The sequence below is a fragment of the Streptomyces sp. NBC_01481 genome, assembly GCF_026339995.1.
GTDB lineage: Bacteria > Actinomycetota > Actinomycetes > Streptomycetales > Streptomycetaceae > Streptomyces.
Genome location: NZ_JAPEPT010000001.1, coordinates 1441848 through 1456721, shown reverse-complemented (window position 1 = coordinate 1456721; position 14874 = coordinate 1441848). Strand labels below are relative to the sequence as shown.

The following is a 14874-nucleotide window of genomic DNA, read 5'->3' as shown; positions in this document are numbered from 1 at the left end:
GAACGGAACGGGGCCTCAGACGCGGGTGACCGACGAGACGGGCATCATGCCGACCGGGTCGTAGCGCACCGGCGCCCCGGGATAGGGCGCGTGGACGACCTGGCCGTTGCCCATGTACATCCCGATATGACTCGCGTCACTGCGGTATGCGACGAGGTCGCCGGGCCGGGCCTCGGACAGCGAGACCTGTCGGCCCGCGTACCGCTGCGCCTGCGAGGTGCGCGGCAGGGCGACTCCCGCCTGGGCGTACGACCACTGGGTCAGGCCCGAACAGTCAAAACCCGAGGGCCCGTTGGCGCCCCACACATACGGGCGGCCCACCGCGCTGCGGGCCGCCATCACCGCGGCGGCCGCCCGCGCGGACGCGGGCGCGAGGCCTGAGAGCTCGGGCATCGCGTCGCGGCCGGAGCGCGAGGCCCGGCCGTAGCCGGCGCGGTCCGCGGAGGGCAGGGAGTTCAGCAGCCGCTGCGCCTCGGTGAGTTTGCGCTCGACGGTGCGTTTGTGGCGGGCGACAGCCACCCGGCTGCGCTCCAGCTCGGCAAGGTCGCGGGTGGCCTCCGCGCGCTCCTGGCCGAGCCGTCGCTGCGCCCGCTGGAGATCGTGCAGGGCGGTCGTCTGGAGCGCGCCGATGCGGTCCAGGGTCTCGGCCTTGTCGAGGTAGCTGTCCGGGTCCTCGGAGAGCAGCAGGGCGAGTGCGGGGTCCATGCCGCCCGAGCGGTACTGAGCGCCCGCCACCGAACCGAGCGCTCCCCGCATCCGGTTGATGCGCTCCTGGCCGCGGGCCACGCTGTCCTGCGCCTGCGCCACCTGGTCGCGCAGCCGCTCCACCCGTTCGCCGGCCTTGTTGAACTGCTCGGTGGCCTGCTCGGCCTCCTGGTAGAGCCGGTCGACCCGGGTGCGGGTGGCCTCCGTCGTGTCCTGCGGTTCGGCGCTCGCCGGAGCGGCGCCGAGAGCCGCGGCGGCGGTCGCCGCCGCCGCTGACAGGACGGTGCCCCGGGCAGTGTGAGTGAGACCGGGCTGTGAGGGCCGTCTGTGGGACGCCACGGGCCGCGCTCCCTTCCGCTGTACGACATGTACGAGGGATGTTGCGCGGCAGACAGTAGCCGTGCGAGCACACAGCGTCCAAAGACCGTTATGGGCACACAAAGTGACGCCCCGCCGGAGACCACAGGTCACCGGCGGGGCGCGACGTCAGTTGGAAGTGACGTAATTCGCCCGTTTGGGCGGGCGCGAGGCGCGTGTCAGATACGCACGCCGAACTGGAACGGCATGTTGTTGATCGACTCGTAGCGCACGCTGGCGCCGGGCTTCGGGGCGTGCAGCACCTGGCCGTTGCCCGCGTAGAGGCCGACGTGGTGCATGTCGCCGTAGAAGATGACCAGGTCGCCCTGCTGGAGCCCGCCCTGCGAGTAGATGCGCGTACCGGCGTTGGCCTGCGACTGGGAGGTGCGCGGTATGGAGACACCGGCCTGCGAGTACGCCCAGGAGGTCAGTCCGGAGCAGTCGAAGGAGCTGGGGCCCGAGGCGCCGTAGACGTACGGCGAACCGATCTTGCTCTGCGCGGCGGCGAAGGCCGCGCCCGCACGCTGCGAGGCGGGGACCGAGTTGCCGAGGTCCGCACGCGAGTTGTCGCGGTTGGCGCGGGACTCGTCGGCGGAGAGCGCGGCGCGCTCCGACGCGGTCAGCGAGTTGAGAAGCTTCTGCGCGGCGGCGAGCTTGCTCTGGACTTCCTTCTTCTTGACGCCCAGCTGCTTGCGCGTGTCGGCGAGGTCACCCAGCTTGTCCTGGGCCTCCTTGCGCTGCTGCGCGAGGGTCCGCTGCTTGGCCTGGATGTCGGCCAGCGCCTCGGTCTGCTTGGCGCCCAGCTGGTCCAGCGCGGAGGCCTTCTCCAGGTAGGTGTCCGGGTCGGAGGAGAGGAAGAGCTGCACCGCGGGGTCGATCCCGCCGGAGCGGTACTGGGCGCTCGCCACCGAACCGAGGCCGTCGCGCAGGGTGTTGAGCTCGTCCTGACCGCGGGCGACCTTGTCCTGCAGCGCGTCGACTTCCTTCTCGAGCTTCTCCTGCTGCTCCTTGGCCCCGTTGTACTTCTCGGTGGCCTTCTCCGCCTCTTCGTAGAGCTTGTCGACCTTCTCCTTGACTTCGCTCTTGCTCGGCGTCGGCTCGGCCTGTGCGGCCTGGGAGGTCAGGGCTACGGCCGCGGCGGCGGTCGCGGTGAGCACGGTCACGCGGGTGCGGCTCGGCTGCTTGGGACGACGGTGGGACGCCACGAAGGCGAGCTCCTTCTTCCTCGAGCCGCCTACCGGGCTGTGGGGGGTTGAATCCCCGGCTCCGCGCATTCAGCACCCCCGCAAAACAGGCTGAACTGCACAGACTCGGCGGTACCTTCGCTGTTCGCCCCGGATGGGCGATCAACCGCGCGAAGGTTCGAGGCCCGACCCTAGTGACCTTCTTGTGATCAGTTCAAATCCTGTCGCAAAAAATCTCCGTCACGGAGCGTTTCTTTACTCACATCACACGCGTAGTAGTGGCCACTTGACACTACGTTCAGTCGAGATGGGTGCGAATTCGGGCATTAGCCACGGGAGTTACTTAGACCCTCGAAAGCCGCTTCAGCAACAAGGCGGACGTGACGGGCCTGGCGCCCGCCTTCGCCACTCCGTCGGCGACCTCCCGGTCGGTGGAGACCACCACCACGGGCCGGCCCGGCGGCTCCGCGCGGACAAGTTGGCGGATCAGCTCGTCGGCGGTCACGCCCGGCTTGGAGAACAGCACCCGCACCCCGCGCGGCGGCGCGAGCAGTACCGGGGCCGCCAGCTCGGCCCCGTCGAAGACACAGGTGATCTCGGCACCCGTCTGCGCCGCGAGGACCGACAGCCCGCCGAGCAGCCGCAGCCGCTGCTTCTCCAGCGGCATCGTCGGATAGCCGGTCTTGGTGACGTTGTAGCCGTCCACCACCAGATGCGCCTGGGGCAGCGCGAGCAGCTGGTCGAGCAGCGCGGGATCGGTCTCGGAAAGCGCGCGGGCCGCGATGTCCTTGGGTGACATCCGGCCCGGCTCGACCGCGTCGACCGTGTCGGCCGGGTGCAGGGCGGCCGGCGGGAGGGCCAGTTCGCGGCGCAGCCCCTGGGCCGCGTCGAGCACGGTGTCCAGCAGCAGCCGCAGCCGCATGTCCTCGATCGAGCGCCCCTCGCGGGCGGCCCGGCGGCCCGCCTCGACGGCCGCCTCCGCCTCCCCGAGGCGCGCCTTGAGCCGCCGGCTCTCACTCTCGGCCGCCGAGACATGGGCGGCCGCCTCCGACCTGATCGACTCGGTGTCGGCGTCCCTGCGGCGCAGAGCGGCCTCTGCGCGCTTCATGTCGTTCTCGACGCTGCGCAGTCTGCGGCGAAGCGATTCGGCTTCCTTGCGTGCCGCCTCCAGCTCCGTACGCAGGTGCTCGGTCTCGCTCTTGATCAGTCCGCGGGCCTGGGCGAGTTCCTCACGCAGCCGCTCCAGCTCGCGCCGCCCGGCCTCGTCCGCGCGCTCGGCGTCGGCGCGCTGGGCCTCCTCGCCCGCGGCGGCGACAAGTTTCACCCATCCGGTGGGCCGAAGGACATATGCGGCGGCCGCCACATCGACCGGATCGGCGGCCGCGGGGGGCGATCCGGACTCCAGCGCGGCGGACAGTTCCGGCTGCGCCTGGCTGAGCCGCTCGCCGATGCGCTGGCGGAAAACGGGGTCGTTCTCCAGGGCGGCGGCCATCGCGTTGCCCGCGAATTTGGCGCGACGAGTCGGGGTGAATCGGGCGTACTGCCGCAGCTGGGTGGGAAGTTCGGCGACGGTCAGGCCGCCGAACGCGTCCGAGACGAGCGCGACGACACGGCGCCGTACGCCTTCCGGCAGCGGGCGGTCGAGCGCCTCGGCCGCGTCACCGGCCGCACCGGCCGGCTCGGCGCCGTTCTCAGGCTGCTCCACGATCCGTCACCCCACTACCGTTCGGGCCGCTCCCTCAGGAGCCGGCGCCCGGCCTGTCCACCAGCTCGATCTGGTCCACCGCATTGCACCAACGGCAGCGCACCGACTCGATGGTCTCACTGACCACCTCGCGCTCCTCGACCGTCGGCTCTCCGGCCAGGTCCAGATGGACGTACTCGACGACCTTGGAGGAGCGGGTGACGTCGAAGCGCGTGAGGTTGCCACAGAGCGTGCAGCGCCAGCGGGTCGTGGCGGTCGGCGAGGGAACCGTCGTCATCGTGCCGTCCTTTTTCGTCGTGCAGGGTGCGGGTGCCGCTGTGCGCCGTCGAACTGCGGGTGTACTGCCCGTAACCCTACGGCCTCGCAGGTACCCCAGGGCGCGGCGAGGCACCCTGTACCGTTCGGTCCCGCTACGCCATGCTCTGTCCATGATCGGTTGGCGGGGTGCGGTCCGGGGCGCGGTCACCGGGCCTTCGGTGACATACGGCGTGATCGCCGTCTGCTGTGCCGTGTTCGTGATCAGTCCGGTCTCGGGCCTCAATCCGGTGTTCGGCACCGGTGACGCGCTGCTCACCGCGCAGAGCGGGTACTTCGAGCGGTGGGGCGTGATCCCCGAGGAACTGATCAGCAGTTCCCCCGACGCTCTCCTCACCCCGCTCACCGCCCTCTTCGTCCACGGCAGTTGGCTGCATCTGCTCGGCAACATGCTCTTCCTCTTCGTCTTCGGGGCGATGGCCGAGGAACGCCTCGGGCAGCTGGAGTTCGCCCTCTTCTATGCCGGCTGCGGCTACCTCGCGCTGCTCGCCTACGCGGTGGCCAACGCCGAATCCGATCAGACCCTGGTGGGGGCGTCCGGGGCGATCTCGGGGGTGCTCGGCGCGTTCCTCTACCTCTTCCCGAGGGCCCGGGTCACCAGTCTCTTCCCGTTCCTCTTCTTCCTGCCGCTGCGCTTTCCCGCGTGGATCGTGCTGATCTTCTGGTTCGTGCTGCAATGGCTGGCCGCCCAGGGCGCGGGCAGCGGTCCTGGGGTGGCGTATCTGGCGCATCTGGTGGGGTTCGGGGTGGGGTTTCTGTACGCCTGGGGACGTTTCCGCCGTAGTACTAGAGTGAAGGCCCAAGCAGCGGCCACTGAGGGAGAACGCCAGCCGTGATCACCGCGATCGTGCTCATCAAGACCAGCGTGGACCGCATCCCCGAGATCGCCGAGTCGATCGCCGCGCTCGACAGCGTGAGCGAGGTCTTCTCGGTCACCGGCACGTACGACCTGATCGCCATGGTGCGGGTGACCAAGCACGAGGACCTGGCGGACGTCATCCCCGGCCGGATCAGCAAGATCCCGGGGGTGGAGGGCACGGACACGCATGTCGCGTTCCGTACGTACTCGCAGCACGACCTGGAGGCGGCGTTCGCGATCGGCCTCGACGCGTAGCGCCTCCGGCGGGGGGTGCGGGAGTGCGGCTCGGCCGCGCGTCGGGCTGATCTTTCCCCTACCGGCCCTTCCCATAACCGGGACTCCGCCCCGGACCCCGCGCCTCAAGGTCCCCCAGACTTCGTCCGGGGGACCCCCCCACGGGCTGAAGGTCCTGGCCGTACCTTCAGCCCGTCCGGCGATTGAGGACACGCGCGCAGCGCGTACGGGGGAACAGCACTGCAGGCGCAGCCGCACCGTGCAGCCCGAGGCGCACGCCCCGCACGGGCCGCCGCCGCCCGGTCAGACCGCCGGGACGCAGCGGCCGTCCTCCGTGTGGTACGTCCACTTCGCGCCGTCCGCGACCAGCTCCTTCACCGCCCGTACGAAGCGCTCCACATGCTCATCCGGCGTACCCGCCCCGAAGCTGACCCGGATCGCGTTGAGCGAGGGCTCGCCGGGCTCCGCCTCCGGGGCGCCGCACTCGCCCGGGTCCTGCGCGTCGGTGCCGAGCAGTGTGCGCACCAGGGGGTGGGCGCAGAACAGGCCGTCCCGGACGCCGATGCCGTACTCCGCCGAGAGCGCCGCCGCGAAGTGCGAGCTGTTCCAGCCCTCGACCACGAACGAGATGACGCCGACGCGCGGGGCATCGTCGCCGAAGAGCGAGAGGACCTTCACCTGCGGGACCTCCGCGAGGCCCGCCCGCACCCTCGCCACGAGCTGCTGCTCCCGCGCCACCAGCCGGTCGAAGCCGGCCTCGGTGAGCGCCTTGCAGGCGGAGGCGATCGAGTAGACCCCGATGACGTTCGGCGAGCCGGCCTCGTGGCGGGCCGCCGTGGTGTGCCAGTCGACGTCGACGCCGCCGTCCGCGCGGCGGGCCACCTTCCGTGAAGCACCTCCGCCCGCGAGGTACGGCTCGGCCTCCTGCAGCCAGTCCGCGCGGCCCGCGAGCACACCCGAGCCGAACGGCGCGTACAGCTTGTGCCCGGAGAAGGCGACCCAGTCGACGTCCAGGTCCCGCACGGAGACCGGGTGGTGCGGCGCGAGCTGAGCCGCGTCCAGGACGATCCGCGCGCCGTGCGCGTGCGCCGCGGCCGCCAGCTCCTTCACGGGCCACAGTTCACCGGTGACGTTCGACGCGCCGGTCACGCAGACCAGCGCAGGGCCGTACGGGTCACGGCCGGCGAGGGCGAGCTCCAGCGTGCGGACCGCCTCGGCCGGGGTGCGCGGGGCGTTCAGATAGGTCACCCGGGCGTCCTGCCACGGCAGCAGCGAGGCGTGGTGCTCGGTCTCGAAGACGAAGACCTCGCAGTCCGCGGGGATCACGGCCGCCAGCAGATTGAGGGAGTCCGTGGTCGAGCGGGTGAAGACGACCTGGTCGTCCGGGCGGCAGTCGAGGAACTCGGCGACCGTGACGCGGCTGTTCTCGAAGAGGTCCGTGGACAGCTGCGAGAGATACCCGGCGCCGCGGTGGACGCTGCCGTAGTACGGCGCGTACGCGGCGACGTCGTCCCACACCCGCTGCAGGGCCGGGGCGCTGGCCGCGTAGTCGAGGGCGGCGTAGGTGACCTCGCCGCCGGTGACCAGCGGGACGGTCACATCGCGGCCGAGCACCGGCAGCGGTGCCCCGCAGGCGGGGTCGGCGGACCCGGAGCAGGCGGAGGAGTCGGAAACGGCGGAGGAGTCGGAGGAGGCAGAAGACGCGACGGTGGCAACGGCGTTGGGGCGTGCGGACATGGCGGTATCTCCCGGCAGGTCAGGCGAATTGGCTTCGGCAGACCCGTGCGGGCGCTCAACGGCCGCTCGCCGCACGGGGGTTGCCTCGACTGCACGGCGATCGCCGCGCGGAGGCGTACTGAAGTGGGGGCTTGTGAAGCCCTATCGCATTCGCTTGCTCACGAGACTGCTCCCTTGAGGACCAGGACCCCAGGGTGTGCAGGGGTCCGCGCTTGCCGCAGACCTCGCTGCCTGCGGCCTGGTCTTCACCCGGGGCACCCCGCCACGGACGGAGGGTTGCCGGACAGCGAGCCGGGGCTTATTCGCTGTCACTCATGACCTGCCGAGAAGTATGCCAGTCGTTCGCGCCGTCGCAAGCCGTGTCCGCATCCCGGGACGCGGGATCCGGGGGCTGCGCCCCAGTGCCCGGCGCCCCGAAATCCCGCGCCCCGAGGGCGCCTACGCGTTACTGACAGCCACCCAGCGCTCGAGCGCGGCTTTGGCCGCACCCGAGTCGATCGACTTCGCGGCCCTGGCCATGCCAGCCGCAAGCTGCTCGTTGAGCGTGCCGTCCGTCGGCTCCAGCGCCACCAGCGCCCCCGCCGCGTTCAGCAGCACCGCGTCCCGTACGGGCCCGGTCTCGCCGCTCAGCAGCCGGCGCGCGACATCCGCGTTGAACGAGGCGTCCGCGCCCCGCAGGGCCTCCACCGGCACCAGGTCGATGCCGATGTCCCGCGGGTCGAAGGCCTCCTCGCGCACCGTCCCGTCCCGCACGACCCACACGCGCGAGGTGGCCGTCGTCGTCAGCTCGTCCAGGCCGTCGTCGCCGCGGAAGACCAGCGCCGAGGATCCGCGCTCGGCCAGTACCCCGGCCATGATCGGCGCCATCCGGGCGTCCGCCACACCCGTGGCCTGGGCCTTCACCTTCGCCGGGTTGGTGAGCGGGCCGAGGAAGTTGAACGTGGTGCGGATGCCCAGCTCCTTGCGGGCGGCCGCCACATGCCGGAGCGCGGGGTGGAACTTCACAGCGAAGCAGAAGGTGATCCCCGCCTCCTCGGCGACCTGGGCGACCCGCTGCGGGGTCAGTTCCAGATTGACGCCGAGCTTCTCCAGTACGTCGGACGCGCCGCTCGCCGAGGACGCGGCGCGATTGCCGTGCTTGACGACCTTCGCGCCGGTCCCGGCGACCACGATCGCGGACATCGTGGAGATGTTCACGGTCTTGGCCCCGTCGCCGCCCGTGCCGACGATGTCGACGCTGGGCCCGGGCACCTCGATCAGGTTCGCGTGCGCGTACATGGTCCGTACGAGACCGGAGATCTCCTCGACCGTCTCGCCCTTGGCCCGCAGGGCCACCGCGAAGCCGGCGATCTGGGCGTTCGTCGCCTCGCCGCTGAGGATGCGGTCCATGGCCCATGCGGTGGCGTCGGCGCTCTGGTCGCGGTTGCTGAGGAGGGCCTCCAGCACGCCCGGCCAGGAGTGGGCCGCCACGCTGTCGCCGCCAACCGGGGTCACAACGTTCATGGTCCACTCCTGGGTCCACAGCCGAACAGGGATGCTCCCACCCTATCCAGCCCCGGGCACAGCGAAGAGCCCCGTCCGGCGAATGGACGGGGCTCCCCCTGTGGCGACCGCGCACGCGGCCGGGTGGGATCAGTGGTGGCCGTGGCCGCTCGTGATCTCCTTGAACTCGTCGGCCGTCGGCTTGGGGATCTGGTTCCCCTCGCCGTAGTAGCTCTTGCTCAGCTTTGCCCTCAGCTTCTGGCTGCGGGTGGGCTTGCGCACGACACCGTTCTCGTCGACCGTCGGGCCGATCTCGACCGGCTCGTACTGCTCGTGCACCGTGAGCGTGTGCAGCGCGCCCTGGCTGAGCGGCTCGTGGACCTCGACGAACTCACCGTGCGGCAGGCGCTTGATGATGCCGGACTCGCGTCCGTGCAGCACCTTGTCCCGGTCGCGACGCTGCAGACCCATGCAGATCCGCTTGGTGATGACGAAGGCGATGACCGGGCCGACGAAGAAGCCGATCCGGGCGAACCAGGTGATGCTGTTGATCGACAGATGGAAGAACACGGCGAACATGTCGTTTCCACCGGCGATCAGCAGGATGAAGTACCAGGTCAGCCACGCCACGCCAAAGGCCGTACGGGTCGGGGCGTTGCGCGGGCGGTCCAGGATGTGGTGCTCGCGCTTGTCCCCGGTGATCCAGGACTCGACGAACGGGTAGACCGCGATCGCGACCAGGACCAGCGGGAAGATCACCAGCGGGATGAAGACACCCAGGGCGAGGGTGTGGCCCCAGGCATTGATCTCCCAGCCGGGCATCGCCCGGATCAGGCCCTCGGAGAAGCCCATGTACCAGTCGGGCTGGGCGCCGGTGGACACCTGGTCCGGACGGTACGGGCCGAGCGCCCAGATCGGGTTGATCGAGGCGACCGCCGAGACCACCGCGATGACACCGAAGACCAGGAAGAAGAAGCCTCCGGCCTTGGCCATGTAGATCGGCAGCAGCGGCATGCCGACGACGTTCTTGTTGGTCCGGCCGGGACCCGCGAACTGCGTGTGCTTGTGGAAGAACACCAGGATCAGGTGCCCCACCAGCAGGCCCATCATGATGCCGGGCAGCAGCAGGATGTGGACCGAGTAGAACCTGGCCACGAAGTCGCCGCCGGGGAACTCCCCGCCGAACAGGAACATCGACAGATACGTGCCGACCACCGGCACCGACAGGATCGCGCCCTGCATGAAGCGGACACCCGTACCGGACAACAGGTCGTCCGGGAGCGAGTAGCCGGTGAAGCCGGTGAACATGCCGAGCACCAGCAGCAGGAAGCCGAACAGCCAGTTGACCTCGCGCGGCTTGCGGAAGGCGCCCGTGAAGAAGACGCGCATCATGTGCACGAGCATGCCCGCGATGAAGATCAGCGCCGCCCAGTGGTGGATCTGCCGGATCAGCAGACCGCCACGGACATCGAAGCTGATGTCCAGCGTCGAGGAGTACGCCTCCGACATCCGCACACCCTGCATCGGGATGTAACTGCCGTGGTACTCCACCTCGTTCATCGACGGGTGGAAGAACAGCGTCAGATACACACCCGTGAGGATGATGATGATGAAGCTGTAGAGGCAGATCTCACCGAGCATGAAGGACCAGTGGTCCGGGAAGATCTTGCGCATATTGGCCTTGGCCAGGCCGTAGATCCCCAGTCGGCCGTCCGCCCAGTCGGCCACCCGCTCGCCGGCGGGCGCCTTGCGCTTGGACTCTGCTGTAGTACTCATCCGCGCTCCCAGAAGGCAGGACCGACAGGCTCGTCGAAGTCGCCGAGCGCCTCGAGGTTGCCCTCGGCGTTCACGCCGATCCGCAGCTGCGGAAGGCGGTGACCGGCCGGGCCGAAGATGACGCGGGCGCCGTCGGCGAGGTCGAAGGTGGACTGGTGGCACGGGCAGAGCACGTGGTGCGTCTGCTGCTCGTACAGGCTGATCGGACAGCCGACGTGCGTGCAGATCTTCGAGAACGCCACGATGCCCTCGTGCGACCACTCGAGCTCGCGCTTGTCCTTGATGTCGTCCGGCTGAATCCGGACGATCATGAGGGCCGCCTTGGCGATTTCCTTCTGGAAGTCCTCCGCGTCCTCCTCCAGGCCCTCGGGCATGGCGAAGGTCAGCGAACCGACGACGACGTCCTCGGGACGCAGCGGCTCATTGGTGTTCACGTTGATGAGCTGCTTGCCCTTGGCCCACAGCGTCGAGCGCAGCTTCTTCTCGGGCAGCGGGCCCAGGTCGCGCAGCAGCACCAGACCGGAGAGCGGCACCATGGCCAGCGCGCCGAACATGGTGTTGCGGATCAGCTTGCGCCGGCCGAAGCCGGACTCCTCGGCGCCGGCCGCGAAGTCGGCCATGACCTTGGCCCGGACCTCGGGCTCCGCCGCGATCGGGTGACGCTCGTCGGCGATCTCCTGATCGGACATCAGGGTGCGGGCCCAGTGGACCGCGCCCGCGCCGATGCAGAAGAGCGCGATCCCGAGGGTCAGACCCAGCGAGAAGTTCAGCGCGCTGACGTGCCCGAACGGGAAGATGAAGACGATCTTGTTGACCGGGAAGGTCACGAACGAGGCGATGAAGGCGATCGTGGCCAGCATCGACAGCGTGAACAGGAAGGCGACCGTGCGCTCGGAGCGCCTGGCGGCCCGCTCGTCGATGTCCTGGACACGCGGCTTGTGGGCGGGCAGGCCCGGGTCCGCGAACGGATCCTCCGCGACCTCTACCGCGCCGTGCGCGGCTGCGTCCTGCTCTGAGGGCAGGTTCTCTTCTGGAATCTCTTGGCTACTCATGACTTCTTGGCCTTAGCGGTGTGGGCCGCGACCCAGACGGCGACTGCGATGAGCGCACCCAGACCGAAGATCCAGCCGAACAACCCCTCGACGACGGGGCCGAGGCCACCGAGCTTGAGGCCGCCGGGGCTCTCGGAGTCCTCACCGTTCACGGTCTGGATGTACTTGATGATGTCCTGCTTCTGCTTCTCCGGCATCGTCGTGTCGGGGAAGGACGGCATGTTCTGCGGGCCGGTCTGCATGGCCTCGTAGACGTGCTTGGGGTCCACGCCCTCAAGGTTCGGGGCGTACTTGCCGTTCGTCAGGGCACCGCCCTCACCGGTGAAGTTGTGGCACTGGGCGCAGTTGGTACGGAACAGGTCGCCACCCTTGGCGATGTCCGCACCCTCGGGGCTGTACTGCTTCTCGGTCGGCGTGATCGGACCGGCGCCGAGGGAGGCGATGTACGCCGCGAGCTGGTCGATCTCACTCTGCGAGTAGATGACCTTCTTCTTCGGCACCTGCGCGCCGGGCTGCTGGGCCGGCATCCGGCCGGTACCGACCTGGAAGTCGACCGCGGCGGAGCCCACGCCGACGAGGGACGGGCCGTCAGAGGAGCCCTCACCGCCGGGTCCGTGGCAGCTGGCGCAGCCGACGGTGTAGAGCTTTTTGCCCTCCTTGATGGCGAGGGACTGGGCGGTTTCATCGGCCTGCGCCTTGTCCGCGGGTGCGAACGCGGCGTACAGCCCCCCAGTTGCCGCCAGCGCGAGGAGTAGGACGACGACCGCCGCCAGCGGATGGCGTCGTCGTGAGGAGAGCTTTTTCACGGATTACCCCGGTGTCAGGATCTTCTGCGTCGATGCTTCTGGACTGTGTCTGCTTCAGGCAGCGAGTGCCCGCGCCGTTACTTGATCATGTAGATCGTGGCGAAGAGGCCGATCCAGACGACATCGACGAAGTGCCAGTAGTAGGACACGACGATGGCGGCGGTTGCCTGCTCGTGAGTGAATCTCCTGGCCGCGTACGTCCTGCCGAGGACCAGCAGGAAGGCGATCAGGCCGCCCGTCACGTGCAGGCCGTGGAAGCCGGTGGTCAGGTAGAACACCGAGCCGTACGGGTCCGAGGACAGCGAGAGGCCGTCCTTCTTGACCAGCTCGGTGTACTCGAAGACCTGACCGCCGATGAAGATCGCACCCATCACGAAGGTGAGCGCGAACCAGGCGCGGAGCTTCTTCACATCGCCCCGCTCCGCGGCGAATACGCCGAGCTGGCAGGTGAGGGAGGAGAGCACCAGGATCGTGGTGTTCGTCGCCGAGAACGGGAAGTTGAGGGCCGAAGCCATTTCCTTCCAGTGCTCTGCGCCCGTCACCGATCGCAGGGTGAAGTACATCGCGAAGAGGGCCGCGAAGAACATCAGCTCGGAACTCAGCCAGATGATGGTTCCGACGCTGGTGAGGTTCGGCCGATTGACCGACGGGTGCGCGTGCCCGGTTTCTACTGTCGTTGCTGTCGCCACGACCGACATTATGTCGGTCGCTTATCCCGCCCTCACTCCGGGGGGTGCCGTTCGGTGTGTCAGTGGGCTCTGTCCAGCCCGAACGGCCCATCGAAGCCATGTCCGAAGAGCTGTTGACAGCCAGTTGATCGGAGTAGCATCCGCGCATCGGTTCCTGATGCAGTGCCGCCGTCGATTCGGAGGAACAATGCAGTCGAGCGCCACGGTCCTGGTCTACAGCGACGACGCCAACACGCGCGAGCAAGTGCGCCTGGCGGCTGGACGCAGGCCTGCGGCCGATGTTCCCCCGGTCGAGTTCGTCGAGTGCGCGACCCTTCCCGCCGTACTCAAGCGGCTGGACGACGGCGGTATCGACGTCTGCGTCCTGGACGGAGAGACGGTTCCCGCGGGCGGTATGGGTGTCTGCAGGCAGATCAAGGACGAGATCTTCAACTGCCCGCCCGTGCTGCTGCTGATCGGCCGCCCGCAAGACGCCTGGCTGGCCACCTGGAGCCGCGCGGAGGCCGCGGTGACCCTTCCGGTCGATCCGGTGGAGTTCGCGGACACACTGGCCGCCCTGCTGCGCGGCCGGCTCGCCGTGGAGGCGTGAGCAGCGTCCGCGCCGGTCAGACCTCAGGACGCAGCCGTGCCGCGTCGGCGGTGCTGCTGCCGTCCGGGGTGTCGGCCACCAGGGCACTGCCCTTGAGCCACTTCTCCCAGTCGAGGTTCCAGTCGCCGAAGCCGTTGCCGAACGGGTCCATCTCGTCACCGGCGCTGTTGACGACCTTGACGATGTCGCCCTCCTTGACGGTCTCGAAGAACCACGCGGCGTTGCCGGTGGACATTCCGGTGCAGCCGTGGCTGACGTTCTCGTACCCCTGTGAGCCGACGGACCAGGGCGCGGCGTGGACGTACTCGCCGCTCCAGGTGACACGCGTCGCGTAGTAGACGGGCAGGTCGTACGAATCGGCGCTGCCCTCCGCTATGCCGATGCTGGTACCGCGCATCCGTACGAAGTACTCCTTGCCGAGCACCACCTTGATTCCGTTGCGCGTGGAGAAGCCGGGCTTGCCGGTGGTCACCGGAATGGTGTTGATCACTTCTCCGTTGCGCTTGACCGTCATCTGGTGCGATCCGGCGTCGGTGATGGCCTCGATACGGTCCCCGATGGTGATCTTCAACGCCTTCGAGGCGCCGCCGTAGAGCTTGGCGGAGACCTTGACGCCCTGGAGGTTGCTGACGGCGTTCACGGTCGCGCCGCTGGGCCAGTACTCCTTGGGGCGGAAGTGCAGTTTCTTGTCGTCCACCCAGTGCCAGGCGCCTTCCACGGCGGGGCTGGACTGGACCTTCAGGGCGCGTTCGACGACGGCTCTGGCCGCCTTGTCCTTCACGGGGAGGCTGAGCTCGGCGGTGATGGGCTGGCCGACCCCGTACGTGCCCGCCTTGGGGCCGAACTTGACCGTCAGGAACTTGGAGGCGGGTGCGGTCTCGAAGGTCAGCGTGCGGACGCCCGGGGCGCCGTTCACGTCCTCCGTGGCCACCCTGACCGTGTACTTGGCGCCGGCCGACAGGGAGCCGGTGGAACGCCATCGGGTGCCGTCGGCGTCGAGTTCGCCCGCGAGGAAGTGGCCGGAGTCATCTATGACGGTCACGTCGGTGATGCGGCCGCCGTCACCCTCGGCGGTGACTTCCAGCGGCTTGTCCGGGTCCACCTTCTCGTCGCCGGTGGGCGTGTTGAAGGAGACCTGCTCGGAGGCGTCGAAGGGCTTCGCGGCGAGCGGGTTGTCCGAGTCGCCGCACGCGGTCGCGCCCGCCCCGAGGGAGACGACCAGCAGGGTGCAGCTGAGGACGGTGCGGATGTGCGGCGTGTGGTTCATAAGCACACGTTATGAAGATCACTCGGCAACGGCGCGCCGAGTGACTGCAAATGGAGGGGGCCCGGGTCCCCCTCAGGAGTGAGGGGGACCCGGGCCCGTCCTGTGCGTTGCTGACGC

13 protein-coding genes, 1 pseudogene and 1 riboswitch are annotated in these 14874 nt (G+C 69.1%); of the genes and pseudogenes, 3 read left to right on the top strand and 11 right to left on the bottom strand.

Annotated elements, in window-relative coordinates; genetic code table 11:
• Window positions 1-15: 15 nt before the first annotated feature.
• The 4 genes from OOK40_RS06690 to OOK40_RS06675 all read right to left on the bottom strand — a co-directional run bounded on the left by OOK40_RS06690 (window position 16) and on the right by OOK40_RS06675 (window position 4228).
• Window positions 16-1044, bottom strand: coding sequence for an NlpC/P60 family protein (locus tag OOK40_RS06690; protein ID WP_266477297.1), 1029 nt, complete (start codon window positions 1042-1044; stop codon window positions 16-18).
• A 197-nt stretch (window positions 1045-1241) separates the two neighbouring features.
• The gene (locus OOK40_RS06685; RefSeq protein WP_266477295.1) at window positions 1242-2267 is read right to left on the bottom strand and encodes a C40 family peptidase; all 1026 of its coding nucleotides are present in this window, start codon (window positions 2265-2267) and stop codon (window positions 1242-1244) included.
• 322 nt (window positions 2268-2589) lie between these two features.
• Window positions 2590-3951: an NYN domain-containing protein gene (locus OOK40_RS06680; protein WP_266477293.1), complete on the bottom strand. Its 1362-nt coding sequence runs from the start codon at window positions 3949-3951 to the stop codon at window positions 2590-2592.
• A gap of 34 nt (window positions 3952-3985) precedes the next feature.
• On the bottom strand, window positions 3986-4228 hold the full coding sequence (locus OOK40_RS06675) for a hypothetical protein (protein WP_266477291.1): 243 nt from the start codon (window positions 4226-4228) through the stop codon (window positions 3986-3988).
• 151 nt (window positions 4229-4379) lie between these two features.
• Here OOK40_RS06675 and OOK40_RS06670 point away from each other — a divergent pair, with 151 nt between their 5' ends.
• Both OOK40_RS06670 and OOK40_RS06665 read left to right on the top strand, forming a co-directional pair.
• Window positions 4380-5102, top strand: a complete 723-nt coding sequence (locus OOK40_RS06670) for a rhomboid family intramembrane serine protease (protein ID WP_266477290.1) — start codon at window positions 4380-4382, stop codon at window positions 5100-5102.
• Window positions 5099-5380 carry an Lrp/AsnC family transcriptional regulator gene (locus OOK40_RS06665; protein WP_266477288.1) on the top strand — a complete coding sequence of 94 codons (282 nt, stop codon included), beginning with the start codon at window positions 5099-5101 and terminating at the stop codon, window positions 5378-5380. The genes OOK40_RS06670 and OOK40_RS06665 overlap by 4 nt, the downstream gene beginning before the upstream one ends.
• 285 nt (window positions 5381-5665) lie before the next feature.
• Here OOK40_RS06665 and OOK40_RS06660 read toward each other — a convergent pair.
• The 6 genes and pseudogenes from OOK40_RS06660 to OOK40_RS06635 form a co-directional block, all read right to left on the bottom strand.
• Window positions 5666-7096, bottom strand: a pseudogene (locus OOK40_RS06660) (aminotransferase class V-fold PLP-dependent enzyme); the annotation flags it as partial.
• A 203-nt stretch (window positions 7097-7299) separates the two neighbouring features.
• Window positions 7300-7416, bottom strand: a riboswitch (SAM riboswitch).
• A gap of 118 nt (window positions 7417-7534) precedes the next feature.
• Entirely contained in the window at window positions 7535-8599 is a 1065-nt protein-coding gene (gene trpD, locus OOK40_RS06655; RefSeq protein ID WP_266477285.1) for an anthranilate phosphoribosyltransferase, read from the bottom strand.
• 129 nt (window positions 8600-8728) lie between these two features.
• Window positions 8729-10354, bottom strand: coding sequence for a cytochrome bc complex cytochrome b subunit (locus OOK40_RS06650; protein WP_266477283.1), 1626 nt, complete (start codon window positions 10352-10354; stop codon window positions 8729-8731).
• Complete coding sequence (locus OOK40_RS06645; protein ID WP_266477281.1) at window positions 10351-11406, bottom strand: ubiquinol-cytochrome c reductase iron-sulfur subunit; 1056 nt, start codon at window positions 11404-11406, stop codon at window positions 10351-10353. The genes OOK40_RS06650 and OOK40_RS06645 overlap by 4 nt, the downstream gene beginning before the upstream one ends.
• Window positions 11403-12212, bottom strand: a complete 810-nt coding sequence (locus tag OOK40_RS06640) for a c-type cytochrome (RefSeq protein ID WP_266477279.1) — start codon at window positions 12210-12212, stop codon at window positions 11403-11405. Before OOK40_RS06640 ends, OOK40_RS06645 begins: the two co-directional genes overlap by 4 nt.
• A gap of 77 nt (window positions 12213-12289) precedes the next feature.
• Entirely contained in the window at window positions 12290-12910 is a 621-nt protein-coding gene (locus tag OOK40_RS06635) for a heme-copper oxidase subunit III (RefSeq protein WP_266477278.1), read from the bottom strand.
• A 178-nt stretch (window positions 12911-13088) separates the two neighbouring features.
• Here OOK40_RS06635 and OOK40_RS06630 point away from each other — a divergent pair, with 178 nt between their 5' ends.
• A complete protein-coding gene (locus OOK40_RS06630) occupies window positions 13089-13490 on the top strand; it encodes a hypothetical protein (protein ID WP_266477276.1) in 402 nt (133 codons plus the stop codon).
• Between the two features lie 16 nt (window positions 13491-13506).
• Here the strand turns inward: OOK40_RS06630 and OOK40_RS06625 are convergent, their stop codons facing one another.
• Window positions 13507-14757, bottom strand: a complete 1251-nt coding sequence (locus OOK40_RS06625; RefSeq protein WP_266477274.1) for an Ig-like domain-containing protein — start codon at window positions 14755-14757, stop codon at window positions 13507-13509.
• Window positions 14758-14874: the final 117 nt, after the last annotated feature.

Coding starts and splice junctions, on each gene's coding strand:
- trpD (WP_266477285.1), bottom strand. CDS start 8,599: ATGAACGTTGTGACCCCGGTTGGCGGCGACAGCGTGGCGGCCCACTCC.
- OOK40_RS06645 (WP_266477281.1), bottom strand. CDS start 11,406: ATGAGTAGCCAAGAGATTCCAGAAGAGAACCTGCCCTCAGAGCAGGAC.
- OOK40_RS06635 (WP_266477278.1), bottom strand. CDS start 12,910: ATGTCGGTCGTGGCGACAGCAACGACAGTAGAAACCGGGCACGCGCAC.
- OOK40_RS06675 (WP_266477291.1), bottom strand. CDS start 4,228: ATGACGACGGTTCCCTCGCCGACCGCCACGACCCGCTGGCGCTGCACG.
- OOK40_RS06650 (WP_266477283.1), bottom strand. CDS start 10,354: ATGAGTACTACAGCAGAGTCCAAGCGCAAGGCGCCCGCCGGCGAGCGG.
- OOK40_RS06625 (WP_266477274.1), bottom strand. CDS start 14,757: ATGAACCACACGCCGCACATCCGCACCGTCCTCAGCTGCACCCTGCTG.
- OOK40_RS06630 (WP_266477276.1), top strand. CDS start 13,089: ATGCAGTCGAGCGCCACGGTCCTGGTCTACAGCGACGACGCCAACACG.
- OOK40_RS06670 (WP_266477290.1), top strand. CDS start 4,380: ATGATCGGTTGGCGGGGTGCGGTCCGGGGCGCGGTCACCGGGCCTTCG.